This window comes from Streptodolium elevatio (assembly GCF_053592165.1).
Window position 1 is genome coordinate 27,373 of sequence record NZ_JBSFVE010000014.1, and the last position, 16,062, is coordinate 43,434.

The window sequence follows — 16,062 nt, forward strand, 5'->3', positions numbered from 1 at the left end:
ACTCGCTTGCGAGCGAAGGGACTTGCCGGGGTCATCCAGGCGGAACGGTACGCCCCGTCCGCCCCCGCAGCGCGTGCCACGCGCCCAGCGAACGCGCCTTGGTGCGCACGAGCTTGCGGTCCTGCCGGGCCAGAGTCACGGCGGTGAACTTGGCCTGGCGTACCGCCCAGTGCCACACCTCGGGTGCCGACCGGTGTTCCAGGGCCATCGCCAGGTGGTTGCGGGACTGGTAGTAGAGCCGCCAGGGCGGTGCGGTCGCGGCGCCCACGTGGAGCGTGGCCACCAGTGGTTCGGGGAGGATGTAGACGGCCCATCCGGCGCGGCGCGCGCGGATGCAGTACTCCATCTCCTCCCACATCATGAAGTACTCCGCCTTGGGCAGGCCGAGTTCGCGTACCGCGGCGGTGTTGACCAGGGCGCCCGCGAAGATGAGCACGTCCACCGGGTACGGCGAGCGGTCGGCGGGCGGATCCACCAGCGGCAGGCGGCGGTTGCGCCACCCCGAGCCCAGCCGCGCGACCGTCCCGGTGTCGTCGATCAGCCAGGACGCGAACATCGCTGTACGGCGCGGTAGTTCGGGAATCCGACCGAGCATGGTCTCAAGCGCCTCGGGCAGCGGGTGGTCGTCGTCGTTGAACAGCCAGGCCCAATCGTGCCCGTGCGCCTCCGCCGCCCGCAGCCCCGCCGCGAAGCCGCCCGCCGCCCCGGTGTTCGAGGCTAGCGGGAGGTGCGTGACGTCCGGGAACTCCGCGGCCAGCATCTCGGCGGTGCCGTCCGACGACGCGTTGTCGACGACGATCACCTCGTCGACCGGCCGGGTCGACTTCGCGAGCGCGGTGAGCGTCTCGCGCAGCAGGTCTGACCTGTTGTACGTCACGAACACCGCGGCGACCGAGGGCGCTTCGACCGAAGGTGTCACGACAGCCCCTCCCATATGGTGCGAGCCACGTGCGGCCAGGTCATCGTGGTGCGCAGTACGGCGCCGTGCGCCTCGGCGCGCTTGCGCAGGTCAGCGTGGTCGGTGCGGAGTGTGCGCAGCGCGCGGGTGAGGCCGTCGACGTCGCCGGGGTCGACGAGGATCCCCGCGTCGGCGACGATCGTGCGCTGGTTGCCGACCGTTGTGCCGACGCACGGCAGTCCGCGGGTGAGGGCCTCGACGAGCGCGATGCCGAAGGGCTCGCGGTGCGTGGGGATCACCAACGCGTCGGCGGCCGCGTACAGTTCGGGCATGCGGCCGTGCGGTACGCGGCCCGCGTACTCGACGCCCTCGGGCAACGGACCGTCCGGTGCGCTGCCGGCGAGGACCAGGCGCCAGGCGGGGTCCTCGGCGTGCACGCGGCGGAAGGCATCGAGCAGTTCGGGTCCGCCCTTGCGCTCCCACTCGACGCCGACGAAGAGCAACTTGGGTGGTCCGGCCAGGGGTTCACGGTGCTCGGGAGCCTTGTCGGCGGGGACGTTCACGCCCGCGCCGACCACGACGACGCGGTCGTCGGGCACGCCGTACCGCGCCGTGACGGCGTCGGCGGTGCTCTGGCCCATGACGTAGACGCGGTGGGCCCCGGCGACCATCGCGCGCTCGCGGGCGAGCCAGCCGGCTGTGTAGCGGGAGCGGTGTTCGCCGCTGCCGCCCGCGGGGTCCTCGGAGCCGGCCGTGCCCTCCAGGCCGACGCGGTCGGTGTAGACGCCGTAGCGCACGCCGGACGGCGGCACCAGCGCGGGCAGCGACTGCACGACGAGCAGCGGGCGTTCGGGAGTGAGCAGGCCGCGTCGGGCGACGTGCCGCTGGATGGCGACCGGCCACGCGGCCGTCTTCGTCCACGGGGTCCCGCCGCCGGACCGGCGCGCCTCGGCCATGGCCCGCACCCGGGCTCCGGCGAGCCGTGGTTCGCGGGCGAGCGGCATCAGGTCGTACGCCGTGACGTCGGTCAGCTCCCGCATCGCCGCCAGTAGCCCGGGGGCCGAGCCGGAGAAGGCCCCCGCGTGCAGGAAGACCAGCCCGGCGCCGCCGCGACCGGTCGTGGCGCGCGTCGTCTCGTCAGCCACGTGCCCTCCCGTGCCGGGCCCGCGCCGCGCGTCCCGCCTCCTTGGCCTTGAAGCCGGCGAGCCTGCCCAGGGTCCCGGCGCCCGCGGCGGTGCGGCGCACCGCCCCCGGCGCGGCACGCTCGGCGAGGGCGGCCTCGTAGTAAGAGACGAGCAGCGGTGCGAGCCGGTCAAGTCCCAGGCGCTCGCGGACCATGTCGCGCGACCAGGAGGCGAGACCCTTGCGGGTCTTTTCGTCGTGGAACAGCGCGCGCAGCAGCTCGGGCAGCGGGTCGGCCGCCGGGTCCAGGCCCGGGCCGACGCCGTGGAATCCGAACCGGTCGAAGACGGGGATCGTCTCCGGGCGCACCGGCTCGGTGAAGCCTTGTTCGCCGACCACGACGCCGGGCGTCGCGAAGGCCATGCCGCGGAGGATCGAGCTGCCCATGCCGCAGACGACGTCGGCGCTCGCGTAGGCCGCACGCGGGTCGTCCAGGGGTCCGGTCATGACCACGGCGCGGCGGCCCAGTTCGGTGTTCACGCGCTCGGCGCGGGCGCGGAGGTCGTGTTCGGCGGATCCGCCGCCGACGACCAGCGCGCGGATGCCGGGGACGACCGTGTCGAGTGCGGCAACCGCGTCGATGGTGCGTTCGACGCTCTCCCGCTTCATGTTGTGGGCGAGGCGGGACACCACGGCCACCGTGGGCGGTCCGGCGGGCAGGTCGTGCGCGGCGCGGAACTCGGCGAGGCCGAGCCCGGGGGCGTCCGGGCGGTCGTGCCCGGTGTCGATCGGCGGTTCGAGCAGGTACGCGTGCCGCCGGGTCGCCCGGACCTCGTCGTACAGGTCCCCGTAGCCGAGCGTGAGCGGCACCGGCGGAATGTACGGCGGCAAGCTGCCCATCGACATGATCGATCCGATGGCGGCGGCACCGGACGCACCGAGGTAGGCCTCCAGCGTCGGCCAGTACTCGTAGGCGTGCACCACGTCGATGCGGTGCCTGCGCACGGCCGCGCGCACCGCACGCACGGTCGCGGGCGAGGGCCGTACGCGCATGTCCTCGGGGGACGCGATCAGCGGCAGCCCGAAGGCCCGCGCGCGTACGGACAACGGTCCCTGACGGGCCATCACCCACACGTCGTGGCCGAGGTCGCGGACCGTGCGCGCGAGGTCGAGGGCGTTGATGGAGCTTCCGCCCAACTGCATGTCGTGCGGCATGACCATGACGCGCACCGGGTCACGACTCCCAGGTGTGGTCGACGTACACCGGGGCGGCCATGACGACCGCGCGCGGCGGGGCGTCGAGGTCCGGGCCGAGGACGTCGAACTGCTTGGCCGGCGCCCACCCCATGAGCGGGTGGCCCTCCTTGTCGTAGATGCCGACCCAGAGGGCGTACCGCCCGCGCGGCAGCGGGAGTTGCCCGATGGTGCAGCGCACCTGGTTGCCGGCCCAGCCGAGGTAGATCTCGCGGCGTGCGGTGAAGACCGGGCTGGCGGTGCCCTCGGTGACGCCGATGTGCAGTACGGCGGGCCCGGTGCGCTCGGTGGTGAAGTCGAGGTCGACGACCATCGGGGCGCTGGTGGTCGGGGCCGGCTGGTCGATGCCGCGCACGTCGCAGTAGGCCATGCGCACCGCTTCGTCGGTCTTGACCCGCAGGCCGGTCTCCTCCTCGACGCTGTCGCGGTACCCGCGCAGCGCGGCGCGTATGGGGCCGTCGGCCCTGATGTCGCCCTGTTCGAGCCACACGCCGCGCGTACAGATGGACTCGACGGACGCGAGGTCGTGCGAGACGAGGACCAGCGTGGTGCCCTGTTCGAGGACGGCACGCATGCGGTCCAGGCACTTCTGCTGGAACAGCGCGTCGCCGACCGCCAGGACCTCGTCGACGAGCAGGACGTCCGGCTCCAGGAACGCGGCGACCGCGAAGCCGAGGCGCATCTGCATGCCGGACGAGTACCACTTGACCTGGCGGTCGATGGCGGTCCCCAGTTCGGCGAACTCGACGATGTCGTCGAACCGGGCGGCGACCTCGGCGCGTTTGAGGCCGAGGAGCGAGCCGTACAGGTAGGCGTTCTCGCGTCCGGTGAGGTCCGGGTGGATGCCCGCCCGGACCTCGATCAGCGCGCCGATGCGGCCGCGGACCTCGATCTTCCCGGCGTACGGGTACATCACGCCGGTCAGCATCTTCAGGAGTGTGGACTTGCCGGACCCGTTCGACCCGATCAGGCCGACCGCCTCGCCGGGTTCGATGTGCAGGTTGATGTCGCGCAGGGCCCAGCGCCAGTCGGCGGCGTCGCGGCGCGTGACCTTGCGGACGATGCGCCCGAGGTTGTCGCGCAGCAGCATGCGGCGGCTGTCGGCGCGGAAGCGCTTCCACAGCTGGGTGGCCTCGATGCTCCCGTCAGGCAACATCGGCGATCCCCGTCTCGAGCTTCTTGAAGACCTTGTAGCCGATCAGGAGCATCAGGCTCGCCGAGAGCGCGGCGACGCCGGTCAGCTGCCAGTCGGGTTGCTGGCCGTACAGCAGGGTGCGGCGGTAGCCGTCGATGACGGCGGCGAGCGGGTTGGCGGCGACGTACGGCACCAGCCACTCCTTGGTGATCTGGTCGAGGCCGTAGGCGACCGGGGTGGCGAACATGCCCATCTGCATCAGCAGCGGCAGCATGTGCCGGATGTCGCGGAAGTACACGACGGACGCCGACAACAGCAGCGCGGCGCCGAGCGCGACCTCGATCTGGATGACCAGGAACAGCGGCGCGATGTACGACGTCTCGGCCGGTGCCTTGGTGTAGATGCCGAAGAGCACGACGAGGACGACCGCGGCGATCATCATGTCGAACAGCGCGACGATGATCGTGGAGAGCGGGAAGACCTCGCGCGGGCAGTACACCTTGTTGAGCAGCGGGCCGTTGGAGACGATCGCGCTGGCGCCCTGGGTCACCGAGGCCATGAAGAACGTCCAGCCGAGCAGGCCGACGTAGCTGAACAGCGGGTACGGCGCGCCGTGCGACTGGGCGATCTTGCTGACGTCGCCCACGCGTTGGAACACCACGGTGAAGACGACCATGAGCATGACCGGCGTCAGGATGGCCCAGGCGAAGCCCAGCACGGCCTGCTTGTAGCGGGCCCGCAGGTCGCGCTCGGCGAGCGTGCGGACCAGTTCGCGGGCCTTCCACAGCTCGCGGACGCCCTTGACGAGCCCGGTGCGGCGCTTGAACCGCAGTTCGGGCGGCGGCGCCTCCGGTATCTCGCGGATCGGCCGCATGACGACGGCCGCGTGCGCACCGAAGGAGCCGGGCCGCGGGCCGCTCGGCAGCCGGGTCCCCGGCCCGCCCGCCGCCGCCGGTTGCGCCTTGTCGGCGGCAGGTCCCGGGCGGGCGTGCCGGCCTCCGGACCTCGGCGGCGCGGCCTGGTGCGGCGGCGCGGCCATCGGGTCGCGGGCATGGCCGACGTACCCCGGTGCCGGTCCGGCCTGCTGGATCGGCGGTTGCATCGGTGACTGCATCGGTGGCTGCCCCATCGCCGATCCCCCTGGCGCATGGTGCGTCTGCCCGTTCATCTGGGTGTGCGGCCACGCGCCATCGCCGCGCGCGCCGACAGAGCCCCCCACAGCGTCCCCCACGGACTCCCCCTCCCTGGTCCGCCGTCAACTCTCGCACATGGCACATCGCCACGAACGTGAATCACTCATAAGAGATCAACCGGGTGTTCGCGGGCCTACATATCCGGCCGGATCGGCCGAACTCCCCCAGCCCTGTCCCCTGTTACGCCTTGTCTACCATTCCCGCGGGCCCGGCGACGGCGCGCAGGAGATCTTGCCAAGCGTCCACCACCGAATCCATCGCGTAGGCGTCCAGGCAATACCGGTACGCCGCCGCGCCCATCGTGTCGCGGTCCGCGAGCACGCGGCCGATGGCGTCCGCCACCGCGCCGGGGTCGCCGGGGGCGGCGAGTACGCCGGTCCGCCCGTCGAGGACGACGTCGCGGACGAACCCCACATCCGTCGCGACCGCCGGGATCCCCGACAGGCCCGCCTCGACCAGCACACCGGGAACGCCTTCGCTGTCACTGGTGAGCAGCAGCGCGTCGGCCGCCCGGTAGACCCGTGCGGCGTCGTCCACGCTACCGAGGAACCGTACGCGGCCGGGCGCCCGCTCCGCAGCGATCCGCGACAATCGCTCACGCTCCGTGCCGTCCCCGGCCACCAACAGGAGCCATTCTCCGTCCGGAAGTTGCCGGTGGCGTCCGGTGGCGTGCGGCCCGGCCCCTGTGCCGCTGCCGTCGCCGTTCCCCCCTCCCCCCTCCGGTCCCCCGGGCGCGCCGATACCCGCGGCGGCCCGGTCGGCCGTCTCCGCGTACCGCGCAAAGCCCTCGATCGCGATGTCGACGCGCTTCTCGGGGCTCAGCGCCCCGACCACCGCGAGCACCACCGCGTCTTCTGCGATCCCCAGGTCCTGGCGCGCCCGCGTGCGCGACTTGTCGTCGACGCGCGGGTACGCCTCCGGACGGCGTCCGTTCGGGATGGCCCGCACCTTGGCGGCGGGCAGCCCGTACCGCGCGACGAGGAGATCGCGTCCGACGGGTGACACCGAGGCGACCGCCGCGGCGCGTCGCAGCATCGCCCCGACCCGCAGTTTTCTGGCCGGGCTTGCCGCCCAGTGCCGTGGGTCCCCGATATTGACATAGATGAACGGAGTTCGGGCGAAAACCAGCGAGATCGCACATGCCGGCAACGTCGACGACCCGTGTGCCACGACGACGCGCGTCTGCTTCGCGCGGTTGCGCAGCATCGCAAGGGTGCGGCGGTCCAGGCGGCCGGATCCGAGCGTCGGAACGGGTAGTCGGTTGTCGTCGGGCCCGGCGCCGGACGGCCGGGCCGCGGACCCGCCGACGGCGGGGTGCGGCGCCAACGCGGCGATCTCGGAAGGGAATCCGCGGGCGCGCAACGCCTCGTGCAGGTCGTGGGCGAAGGTCTGGGCCCCGCGGCGCCGCGGATCGGTGATCACGTGCAACACCCCGCTCCGGGGTGGTGAGCTGCGCATGAACAGGCAGGCTGCCACACATCGGGCCGCGCCGTGCGGCATCCGCCGACATGCCCGCGCCGCGGGTCGCTACGCTCGCGTCGGCGTTCGGAGAACCCGCCCCTTGGTGCGGTTCGATCGCTAGGCTCACGGTTGGGGGGACCGCTGTCGGGGAGTGCGGCGGGACGCCTTCGGGGCGGTACTCGGGGTGGTGCCAGGGCTCGCAGTCGGGCACTGGGAGACATTGGGGGTTGTGCCCGTGCACGTGTTGCACGTGATCGACAGTGTCGATCGGGCCGGGGGGGCCGAACAGGCGCTGGCTGTGACGGCGTCGCATCTGATCCGCCGCGGCGTCGAACTGGACGTCGCCTATCTGCTCGACATGGACGGTTTCCAGCCGGAACTGGCGGACGCCGGTGTGGCGCTCTTCGGCGTGCACCGGGGCTCGCGCGCGGGTTCCGCGGCGGGTCTGCGCCGGGTCATCCGGGACCGGCGGCCGGACCTGGTGCACACGACGCTGTTCGAGGCGGACGTGGCCGGGCGCGCGGCGGCGCTGGCGTGCCGGGTCCCGGTGGTGTCCAGCCTGGTCAATTCCGCGTACGGGCCGGAGCAGTTCGCCTCGCCGACGCTGCGCCCGTGGAAACTGCGGGCCGCCCAGGGGCTGGACGCGGCGACCGCGCGGGGCGTACGCCGGTTCCACGCGCTGACCGAGCACGTCGCCGACGTCATGGCCCGCCGACTCGCGGTACGCCGCGACCGCATCGACGTCGTGCCGCGCGGCCGCGACCCGGAACTCCTGGCCGCGGCCCGCAAGCAGCGTGACGCGGTGCGCGCCGAACTGGGCCTCGCCGCCGACACCCCGGTGGTCCTCGCCGCCGCCCGCCAGGAGTACCAGAAGGGCCTGGACGTCCTCGTCGAGGCCTTCGGCACGGTGCGCATGACGGTCCCCGAAGCGGTCCTGGTGCTCGCCGGGCCGCCCGGCACGCAGACCGAACGGTTGCGTGCCGCCGCCGAGACGGTCGGCGGCGAGGAGAGCGTGCGGTTCCTCGGCGAGCGCCGCGACGTACCGGAACTCATGGGAGCCGCCGACGTCTTCGTGCTCTCCTCGCGCTGGGAGGGGCTGGGCAGCGTCGTCATCGAGGCGATGGGCAGCGGAGTTCCCGTGGTCACCACGGACCTCCCGCCGGTGCGCGAGATCGTCGGGTCCGACGCGTGCGCGGCGCTGGTCCCCGTCGAGGATGCCCCGGCGCTCGCCGCGGCCCTGACCGCCGCCCTCACCGACCGGGCGGGCGCCGCAGCCCGGGCGGACGCCGCGCTCTCGCGGTTCCTCGACACCTTCACCGTCGACCGGGTCTGCGACCGCATGGTCGATTTCTACGCACGCGCACGGGCAGGAAACCGCAAGTGACCCATGTGACCCACGAGTACCGGCCGTACTGGGAAAACCTCCACAGTTCCGGCACATCCGAGCGGTTCGCCGTCCGACCCGTTCAACTACCGTTGACCTGCCGCGGAAACGCATCGTGGCCGACCGCTCACGCACTTCACCCTGCGCACTCCTTGACCGCGATCCGGAGGGGGACCGGTGGAGACCTCTAGTTACTTCTCCGTCTTGCAGCGCCGCTGGAAGCTGGTGCTGGCGTGCCTGGCGGTGGGGTTGGTCGCCGGATTCATGCTCACCCCGGAGGACCCCAAGGCGTTGGGTGACGACTGGGAGAGCACGATCTCCGTCGTGCGCTCGCCGGAGACCGACAAGGAATTCCAGCTCATCGAGGTCAAGTTCGTCTCCGACGGCGGCGACGTCGCGAAGGCCGTGGCCGCCAAGATCAACAAGGATCCGGCGCTCATCGCGGCACGGGTGACCAGTGGGGTCGACGGCGAGGCGGGCGCCTTCTGGGTGACCGTCAAGGGCGCGAGCAAGGAGGATTCGGAACTGCTGGCCCGTACCTGGGCCACCACGACGGTGGAGATCTTCGCGACGAAGCAGCGCGCGAAGTTCCAAGCCACCGCCGAAAGCGTCCGCCCCGAACTCGACAAGCTGCGTGGCGAGATCACGCGGCTGCAGAAGGAAGTCGAGGCCCTTCCCGCCGCTCAGCGGGCGACGAGTATCCAGCAGGCCGACCTGGGCACCAAGCAGGACTCGTACAAGAAGTTGTCGGCGGAGTTCGAAAAGTACTCGCAGCCGTTCAACGACCCCAAAGTCCTCGTGCAGGACAACATGCGCAGTTCGGCGGACGCGGCGACCAGCATCCTCGCCCCGACCTCCCGTCCGCTGCGGCTCGGGCTGGCCGGGCTGTTGGGCCTGGCGCTCGGCCTCGTCGCGGCGCTCATGGTCGACCGCATGGACATGCGGCTGCGGTCCCGCCTCCAGGTCGAGGACGCGTTCGGCATGCCGGTCATCGCCGAGGTGCCGCGCGCGTCCCGGCGCATGCGCGCCGGGCATGCCGTGCTGGTGGCGGCGCGCCCCGGCAGTCCGGTCTCGGAGGCGTACCGCTCCCTGCGGTCCGCGCTGCTGTTGTCCGGTCCGCCCGGGCTCGCGTTCCGGCTCGGCGAGACGCCGCCGCGCACCGGCCGGGCTTCCTCGCTGCCGGTACGCCAGTTCACCGACCCGGCGCCGGTCATCCTGGTGGTCTCCCCCAAGCCCGGGGACGGCCGTACCAGCACCGTCGCCAACCTCGCCGCGGCACTCGCCGAGGCCGGCCGCTCCGTGCTCGTGCTGGACTGCGACTTCCGCAACCCGGAGACGCACCTGTACCTCGGTGCGAAGACCGGCACGGGGCTGTCCGAACTGCTGCTGTCGGACCGCGAGACGGATCTCGCGCACGTCATACGCGCCACCGAGATCCCGCACGTGCGGGTGATCACCGGCGGCGCGCCGACCAGTTACCCGGCCGCACTGCTGCTGCGGGTCGGCGAGGTCATCGCCCGGGCGCGGCACCACGCGGACGTCGTACTGCTGGACAGCGCGCCGCTGCTGTTCGCGAACGACACGAACGACCTGATCCAGCACTCCGACGCGATGCTCGTGGTCACCCGCAGCGGCAACCTGACGCCCGATCAGGCGTCGCGTGTCTCCGAGCTGCTGACCCGCACGGGTGTTCCGGTGGCGGGAATCGCGCTGGTCGGCACCGACCCGTCCAGCGTCGGGATGCGCGGGCGCGGCCTGTCGTCGATCAGCGTCCCGGGCTCCGGCCTCATCCTGCGCAGCCGCTCCAACGCGGCGGAGCTGGCCGAGGACGGCGAGCGCTCGGCGCCGAGTTGGGCGCGGCGCACCGAGATCGGCGACGGCAGTGCGGCCGTGGCCGTACGACCCGGCGGCGGGACCGACGGCGACGGCCCGGACCCGGAGGTGCCCCGGCCGCCCACCACCCGCGAACCCGACCCCGACTCGTTCGTGCACACCGCCGAGTTGCGCACGATAAGCGTGCGACCGGGCGAGCCGCGGGCGACTTCCTACCCCGCGGACCTCGACGACCGGTTCGACGGCGGGCAGGGCGGCTACGGCGGCGGCGGGTTCCTGGACGACGACCCGAACGACCTGGGCCAGTTCGGCCGTCCCGGCGGCCGTCCGGGCCGCGGCGGACGGTCCGGCACGGAGGACCTGCCGTGACCGGCGCGCCGCCCGGGTCGGCCGCCCGGACGCGCGTGCTGTGGCTGACCAAGGGCCTGGGCCGCGGCGGCGCCGAACAACTGCTGGTCAACTGCGCCCGGCATGTGGACCGGGAGCGGTTCGACGTCGAGGTCGCATACGTCCTGCCGTGGAAGGACGCCCTCGTCCCGGCACTCCGCGACGCCGGGGTGCGCGTGCACTGCCTCGGCGAGCGCCCCGGAGCCGACGGCGACCGCGCGGACCCCGGCCCGGCGGCCGGCGGCGGCGCGGCGCGGGCCGACCGCACCTGGCCGCTGCGCCTGCGGCGCCTGGTCGCCGCGCGCGGGTACGACCTGGTGCACACGCACATGCCCGTCCCCGCGGTCGCGGCGCGCCTGCTGCTGCACCGCGGCGTCGCGCTGGTGCACACCGAGCACAACCTGTGGCACCGCTACCGGACTCCGACGCGCCTCGCGAACTCGTGGACCTACCGCAGGAATTCGGCGGTGATAGCGGTGTCGAAGGCGGTCGCCGGGACGATCGCCCCGGAACGCCTGCCCCGTACGCGTCCGGGTGTCGAGCCGCTGCGCGTCGTCTACCACGGTCCCGATCTGGGCGGCGTGCTCCAGGGCGCGGGCGGCCGCGAGCGGGCGCGGCGCCTGCTCGACCTGGACCCCGACGCGTTCACCTACGGCATGGTCGCGAACTTCACGCCCAAGAAGGACCACATGGGCCTGCTGGAGGCGCACGCGCTGCTGCGGCGCGGCGAGCCGGCCGCACGCCTCGTGCTGATCGGCCTGGGCCCGCTGGAGCCGCAGTTGCGTGAGCGGGCGTCCCGTCCCGACCTGGCCGGCTCGGTGGTCTTCACCGGGTCGCGCGGCGACGTCCCCGAACTGCTGCCCGCGTTCGACGTGTTCGCGCTCGGGTCGCGGCAGGAGGGACTTCCGGTCGCGCTCATGGAGGCGATGGCGACCGGTTTGCCGGTTGTCGTCACCGATGTCGGGGGCATGCCCGAGATCGTGACGGACGGAGTCGAGGGACGCGTCGTACCCTCGGGGGATCCGGCCGCATTGGCGGCGGCGCTCGCGGAGGCGGCGGCGGATCCGGCACGGCGGCGCGCGTGGGGCAAGGCCGCGCGCCTGCGGTCGGAGTCGTTCGACGTGGCGGGCGCGCAGGCACGGATCGAGGACGTGTACCGGGAGGTGCTGAGACGATGACCGACCGATCCCAAGGGGATGTCCTGGTCCGGGAGTTGGCGAAGGACGACGAGCCGCAGGTGCTCGAACTGCTGGCCGCCGCGCTCGCGGGGGGCGGGCCGACCGGTGAACGCACCCAGGAGTTCTTCGACTGGAAGCACCACGACAATCCGTTCGGCGCCAGCCCCGGACTGGTCGCGGAGACACCGGAGGGCGGGATCGCGGCCGTGCGGTTGTTCCTGCGCTGGGAGTTCGTGCACCAAGGCGAACCGGTGCGCGCGGTGCGGGCGGTGGACACCGCGACGCATCCCGAGATGCAGGGCCGCGGCCTGTTCACCCGGATGACGCGGGAGCTGCTGGACCGGCTCGCGGACGACACCGACCTGGTGTTCAACACGCCGAACGCCAACAGCCTGCCCGGCTACCTCAAGATGGGCTGGCGCGAGGTGGGCAAGGTGCCGATCGCGCTGCACCCGATCCGGCCCCTGGCCTTCGCCAAGGGGTTGCGCGAACTGCGGTCCGGTGAGGCGGCGGAGGCCAAGGTGTCCGGGTCGACGGCCGACTTCGGCCGGACGCGGCCCGGCCCCGGCGCGGTGAGCAGCTCGTACGCGTCCGGGACCGGCTCGCGGGCGACGAACCTGCCCGACGTCTCCGAGCTGCCCAGGGCGACGGTGGACGCCTCGACCATCCGCTGCCGCTTCCCGACCGCCCACCAGTTCTTCTCCGACCCGGCCGCGTGCAACGGGCTGGAGGAGCTGATCGGCGACGCGGACTCGGCGGACGCGGCGCTGTACCCGGACCGGCTGCGCACCCGGCCGACGGAGGCGTACCTGCGCTGGCGGTACGGCGACGCGCCGGGCCTGGACTACCGGGTGATCGCCGCGTACCGGCAGGGCGTGCTGGACGGGGTCGCGTTCGGCCGCCCGCGCATGCGCGGACCGCTGGCCGAATTCACGCTGTCGCAGCTGCTGATCAGGCCGGGCGACCGGATGACCGCGCGACGGCTGCTGTCCGCCGCGGGCCTGTCCGGGTGCGACCACGTGGCGACGCACCTGACGCCCGGTTCGGACGCGTCGCGGGCGGCGCGGTACGCGGGCTACGCGACGCCGCCGCGCACCGGCATGCTCATGGTCGCGCGCCCGTTGCGGCCGCTCCCCTACGGCCTGGACCCGCACACCCTGAACTCCTGGCATCTGGCCCTGGGTGACCTGGAGGTCTTTTGAGCGGCACCGCGCTGCCGCGGTTCCGCCGCCCGCGGATACCGTGGGGCGGCGTCGCCGCGACCGGGGTGGTCGGGTTCTACGTGGCCGTGTTCGCGTGGTCGATGGAGAACCGGGCGTACGACATGTGGGGGGCGCTCATCGTCTTCCCGCTGCTGCTCACGCTCAGCATCCCGATCCTGGAGCGGCTGACCCGGGACGACGAGCCGTGGTTCCAGAAGATCGTGGTGTGGGCGCTGGTCGCCAAACTGGTGGCCTGTTTCGCGCGGTACTGGATGTCGTTCCACTTGTACGGCGGCAATGCCGACGCCGCGATGTACGACCTCGAAGGCCGCCATCTGGCGGTCTTCTTCCGGGACGGCGACTTCACCGTCGACATCGGGCGCAAGGTCATCGGCACCGGCTTCATCATGATCCTCACCGGCATCGTGTACGCGTTCGTCGGGCAGTCGATCCTGTCCGGATATCTCGTCTACTCGTGGCTGGGCTTCTGGGGCCTGTACCTGTGCTGGCGGGCGTTCACGATCGCCTATCCCGACGGGGACCGGAAGCGGTATTCCAAGCTCGTGTTCTTCCTGCCGTCGCTGCTTTTCTGGCCGTCGGGCATCGGCAAGGACACGTGGATGCTGTTCACCCTCGGCATGTGCGCGTACGGGTGCGCGCTGCTGCTGGTGCGCCGGCGCGGGGCGTACCTCTTCCTGCTGCTCGGCATGCTGGGCACGACGATGGTCCGGCCGCACGTCACCGTGCTGGTGATGTGCGGGCTCATCGTCGGCTACCTGCTGCGCAGCAGACCGCAGCAGGTGTCGGCGCTCGGACCGATACGGGCCGGGATCGGCGCCGTCGTGCTGGGAGCCGGCGCGGTGATCGCACTGAAGCAGGTCGGCAAGTTCTTCGGGACCGCGGACCTGAGCGCGGGGTCGGCCACGGAAGTCGTCAACCGCACGCAGACGCTGACTTCGCAAGGCGGTTCGGCGCAGACGACGGCCGAGCAGACGAGCGTCATCTCGCCGTCGCATCTGCCGCAGTCGCTGATGACCGTGCTGTTCCGGCCGTTCCCGTTCGAAGTGCACAACATGCAGGCGCTGTTGGCGTCGCTCGAAGGCGTGTTGCTGCTGGCGTTGTTCATCACGTCGCTGGCCCGGTTGCGACGCCTTCCGGCGCTGCTGATCAGACGCCCGTACCTGGCCTTCGCGCTGGTGTACGTGCTGGTGTTCGCGATGGCGTTCGCCAACATCAAGAACTTCGGCATCCTCACGCGTGAGCGCGTGCAGGTCTTCCCGTTCGTGCTCATCCTGCTCGCGATACCCAAACCCGAGGCGCCGGACGGGGTGGGGGTCCGGCGCCGCAGAGTTCCGGCCAAGCCGCGGGCCGCGGCCGGGGGCATGCCGGGGAGTGCGGCGGGTGCCGCGGGTGCGGCGGCTGCCGGGGCGGGTGTCCGGGTCGGCGCGGGTGCCACGAACGGCGCCTCGTTCAGCGGCAGTACGGCGGGGGCGGAGTCGTCCGGGATGCCGGATCCGGGGGTTTCAGGCACGTCCGATCAGGCCGGGACGGGGATCCCGGCCGCAGGGAGGGGGGATCCGCAATGGCGGTGACGATGGGTGGGCAGGGCGGTGCGTCGGATGTGGCGCTCCCGGCGGTGCTCGGGGGGTCGCCGGCGTTTCCGGAGGGGCTGCCGCTGACGCGCGTACAGGTCCCGGACCGTGCGGAGTTGGACCGCCGGTTCGACGCGATCCTCACGAGCGGGCAGTTGACGAACGGCGACACCGTCCGCGAACTGGAGGAGGCCGCGGCAGAGTTCCTGGAGGTGCCGCATGTGGTCGCGGTGGCGAGTTGCACGAGCGGCCTGATGCTGGTGCTTCAGGCGTTCGACGTGGCGGGCCATCGGGTCGCGATGCCGAGCTTCACGTTCTCGGCCACCGCGCACGCGGCCCACTGGGCGGGCGGGCTACCGGACTTCGCCGAGGTGGACCGCGAGACGCTGACGCTGGATCCGGCGCTCCTGGCAAGCGTGATCGACGCGGCGGAAGGGTCTCCGCCCACCGTCAAGGCGCTGATGGCCACGCACGTGTACGGGACTCCGTGCCACGTCGAGGAGTTGGACAAGGTCGCCGCGGAGTGGGGCGTACCGCTGCTGTACGACGCGGCGCACGCGTTCGGCAGCCGCCGCGCCGGTACGCCGATCGGCGGGTTCGGGGCGGCCGAGGTGTTCAGCCTGAGCCCCACCAAGGTCCTCGCCGCGGCGGAGGGTGGTCTCGTCGCGACGCGCGACGCCGCGCTGGCCGAGCAGATCCGGCTCGGCCGGGGGTACGGCAACCCCGGCGACTACGACTGCCTCTTCCCGGGGCTGAACGCGCGGATGTCGGAGCTGCACGCCGCGCTCGCGCTGGTGTCGCTGCGCACGCTGCCCGAACGCGTGGCCCACCGAGGGGCGTTGGCGGCCGCGTTCGCGGCGCGTATCGAGGGGCTGCCCGGCGTACGGCTGCCCGCGCTCGCGGACGGCGACACGTCGACGTGGAAGGATCTGACGCTCATCGTCGATCCGGCCGAATTCGGCTGCGGCATAACGGCGTTGGCGGCGGCACTGAAGGCCGAGGGAATCGATTCCCGCCGGTACTTCCACCCCGCGGTGCACCTGCAGAAGGCGTACGCGTCGCCGCCCGGGTCGTGGCGGCTTCCGGTGACCGAGGAAATGGCCGAGCGGGTGCTGACGGTGCCGTTGTGGTCGCATATGGAGGAAGCCACGATCCTGCGCGTCGCGGACGCGGTGACCCGCATCCAGGCGCACTCCGCGCGGCTCTGAACGCGTCGTGTGGGTGCGCGCGGGGGTTTGGCCCGCGCACACCCGCACGGAATGCGAACGTGCCGGACAAGGCTCCCGGCACGTGGCCCGACAAGTGGTCCGACAAGGGACCGGACACGGCGTTCGGTAAGCCGACGCACAAGGCGTCGCGCAAGGGCCGCACAAGGCTCGGACAATGCGTCGGACAAGCGTCCGAATAGCTCGTGGAATTTCCG

12 protein-coding genes are annotated in these 16,062 nt (G+C 72.3%); 6 read left to right on the forward strand and 6 right to left on the reverse strand.

From position 1 onward, the window contains the following. Window positions 1-31 precede the first annotated feature (31 nt). From ACWD12_RS24530 to ACWD12_RS24555, 6 genes are all read right to left on the reverse strand, one after another. Window positions 32-919 (reverse strand): glycosyltransferase, encoded by an 888-nt coding sequence (locus ACWD12_RS24530; protein ID WP_450101351.1) that lies wholly within the window; start codon window positions 917-919, stop codon window positions 32-34. Further along, entirely contained in the window at window positions 916-2,043 is a 1,128-nt protein-coding gene (locus tag ACWD12_RS24535) for a glycosyltransferase family 4 protein (RefSeq protein ID WP_450101352.1), read from the reverse strand. Before ACWD12_RS24535 ends, ACWD12_RS24530 begins: the two co-directional genes overlap by 4 nt. Then, a complete protein-coding gene (locus ACWD12_RS24540; protein WP_450101502.1) occupies window positions 2,036-3,241 on the reverse strand; it encodes a glycosyltransferase in 1,206 nt (401 codons plus the stop codon). Before ACWD12_RS24540 ends, ACWD12_RS24535 begins: the two co-directional genes overlap by 8 nt. A 13-nt stretch (window positions 3,242-3,254) precedes the next feature. Further along, complete coding sequence (locus ACWD12_RS24545) at window positions 3,255-4,430, reverse strand: ABC transporter ATP-binding protein (protein ID WP_450101353.1); 1,176 nt, start codon at window positions 4,428-4,430, stop codon at window positions 3,255-3,257. After that, entirely contained in the window at window positions 4,420-5,523 is a 1,104-nt protein-coding gene (locus tag ACWD12_RS24550) for an ABC transporter permease (protein WP_450101354.1), read from the reverse strand. The genes ACWD12_RS24545 and ACWD12_RS24550 overlap by 11 nt, the downstream gene beginning before the upstream one ends. 259 nt (window positions 5,524-5,782) lie before the next feature. Beyond that, entirely contained in the window at window positions 5,783-7,024 is a 1,242-nt protein-coding gene (locus ACWD12_RS24555) for a glycosyltransferase family 4 protein (RefSeq protein WP_450101355.1), read from the reverse strand. A 289-nt stretch (window positions 7,025-7,313) separates the two neighbouring features. Here ACWD12_RS24555 and ACWD12_RS24560 point away from each other — a divergent pair, with 289 nt between their 5' ends. From ACWD12_RS24560 to ACWD12_RS24585, 6 genes are all read left to right on the forward strand, one after another. Next, window positions 7,314-8,447, forward strand: coding sequence for a glycosyltransferase (locus ACWD12_RS24560; protein WP_358357704.1), 1,134 nt, complete (start codon window positions 7,314-7,316; stop codon window positions 8,445-8,447). A 177-nt stretch (window positions 8,448-8,624) separates the two neighbouring features. Continuing rightward, window positions 8,625-10,649 (forward strand): AAA family ATPase, encoded by a 2,025-nt coding sequence (locus ACWD12_RS24565; RefSeq protein WP_450101356.1) that lies wholly within the window; start codon window positions 8,625-8,627, stop codon window positions 10,647-10,649. Next, window positions 10,646-11,845, forward strand: coding sequence for a glycosyltransferase (locus ACWD12_RS24570; protein WP_450101357.1), 1,200 nt, complete (start codon window positions 10,646-10,648; stop codon window positions 11,843-11,845). The genes ACWD12_RS24565 and ACWD12_RS24570 overlap by 4 nt, the downstream gene beginning before the upstream one ends. Continuing rightward, on the forward strand, window positions 11,842-13,047 hold the full coding sequence (locus ACWD12_RS24575) for a GNAT family N-acetyltransferase (RefSeq protein WP_450101358.1): 1,206 nt from the start codon (window positions 11,842-11,844) through the stop codon (window positions 13,045-13,047). Before ACWD12_RS24570 ends, ACWD12_RS24575 begins: the two co-directional genes overlap by 4 nt. Continuing rightward, entirely contained in the window at window positions 13,044-14,639 is a 1,596-nt protein-coding gene (locus tag ACWD12_RS24580) for a hypothetical protein (protein ID WP_450101359.1), read from the forward strand. Before ACWD12_RS24575 ends, ACWD12_RS24580 begins: the two co-directional genes overlap by 4 nt. After that, window positions 14,630-15,847 carry a DegT/DnrJ/EryC1/StrS family aminotransferase gene (locus ACWD12_RS24585; RefSeq protein ID WP_450101360.1) on the forward strand — a complete coding sequence of 406 codons (1,218 nt, stop codon included), beginning with the start codon at window positions 14,630-14,632 and terminating at the stop codon, window positions 15,845-15,847. Before ACWD12_RS24580 ends, ACWD12_RS24585 begins: the two co-directional genes overlap by 10 nt. The last annotated feature ends 215 nt before the right edge of the window (window positions 15,848-16,062 follow it).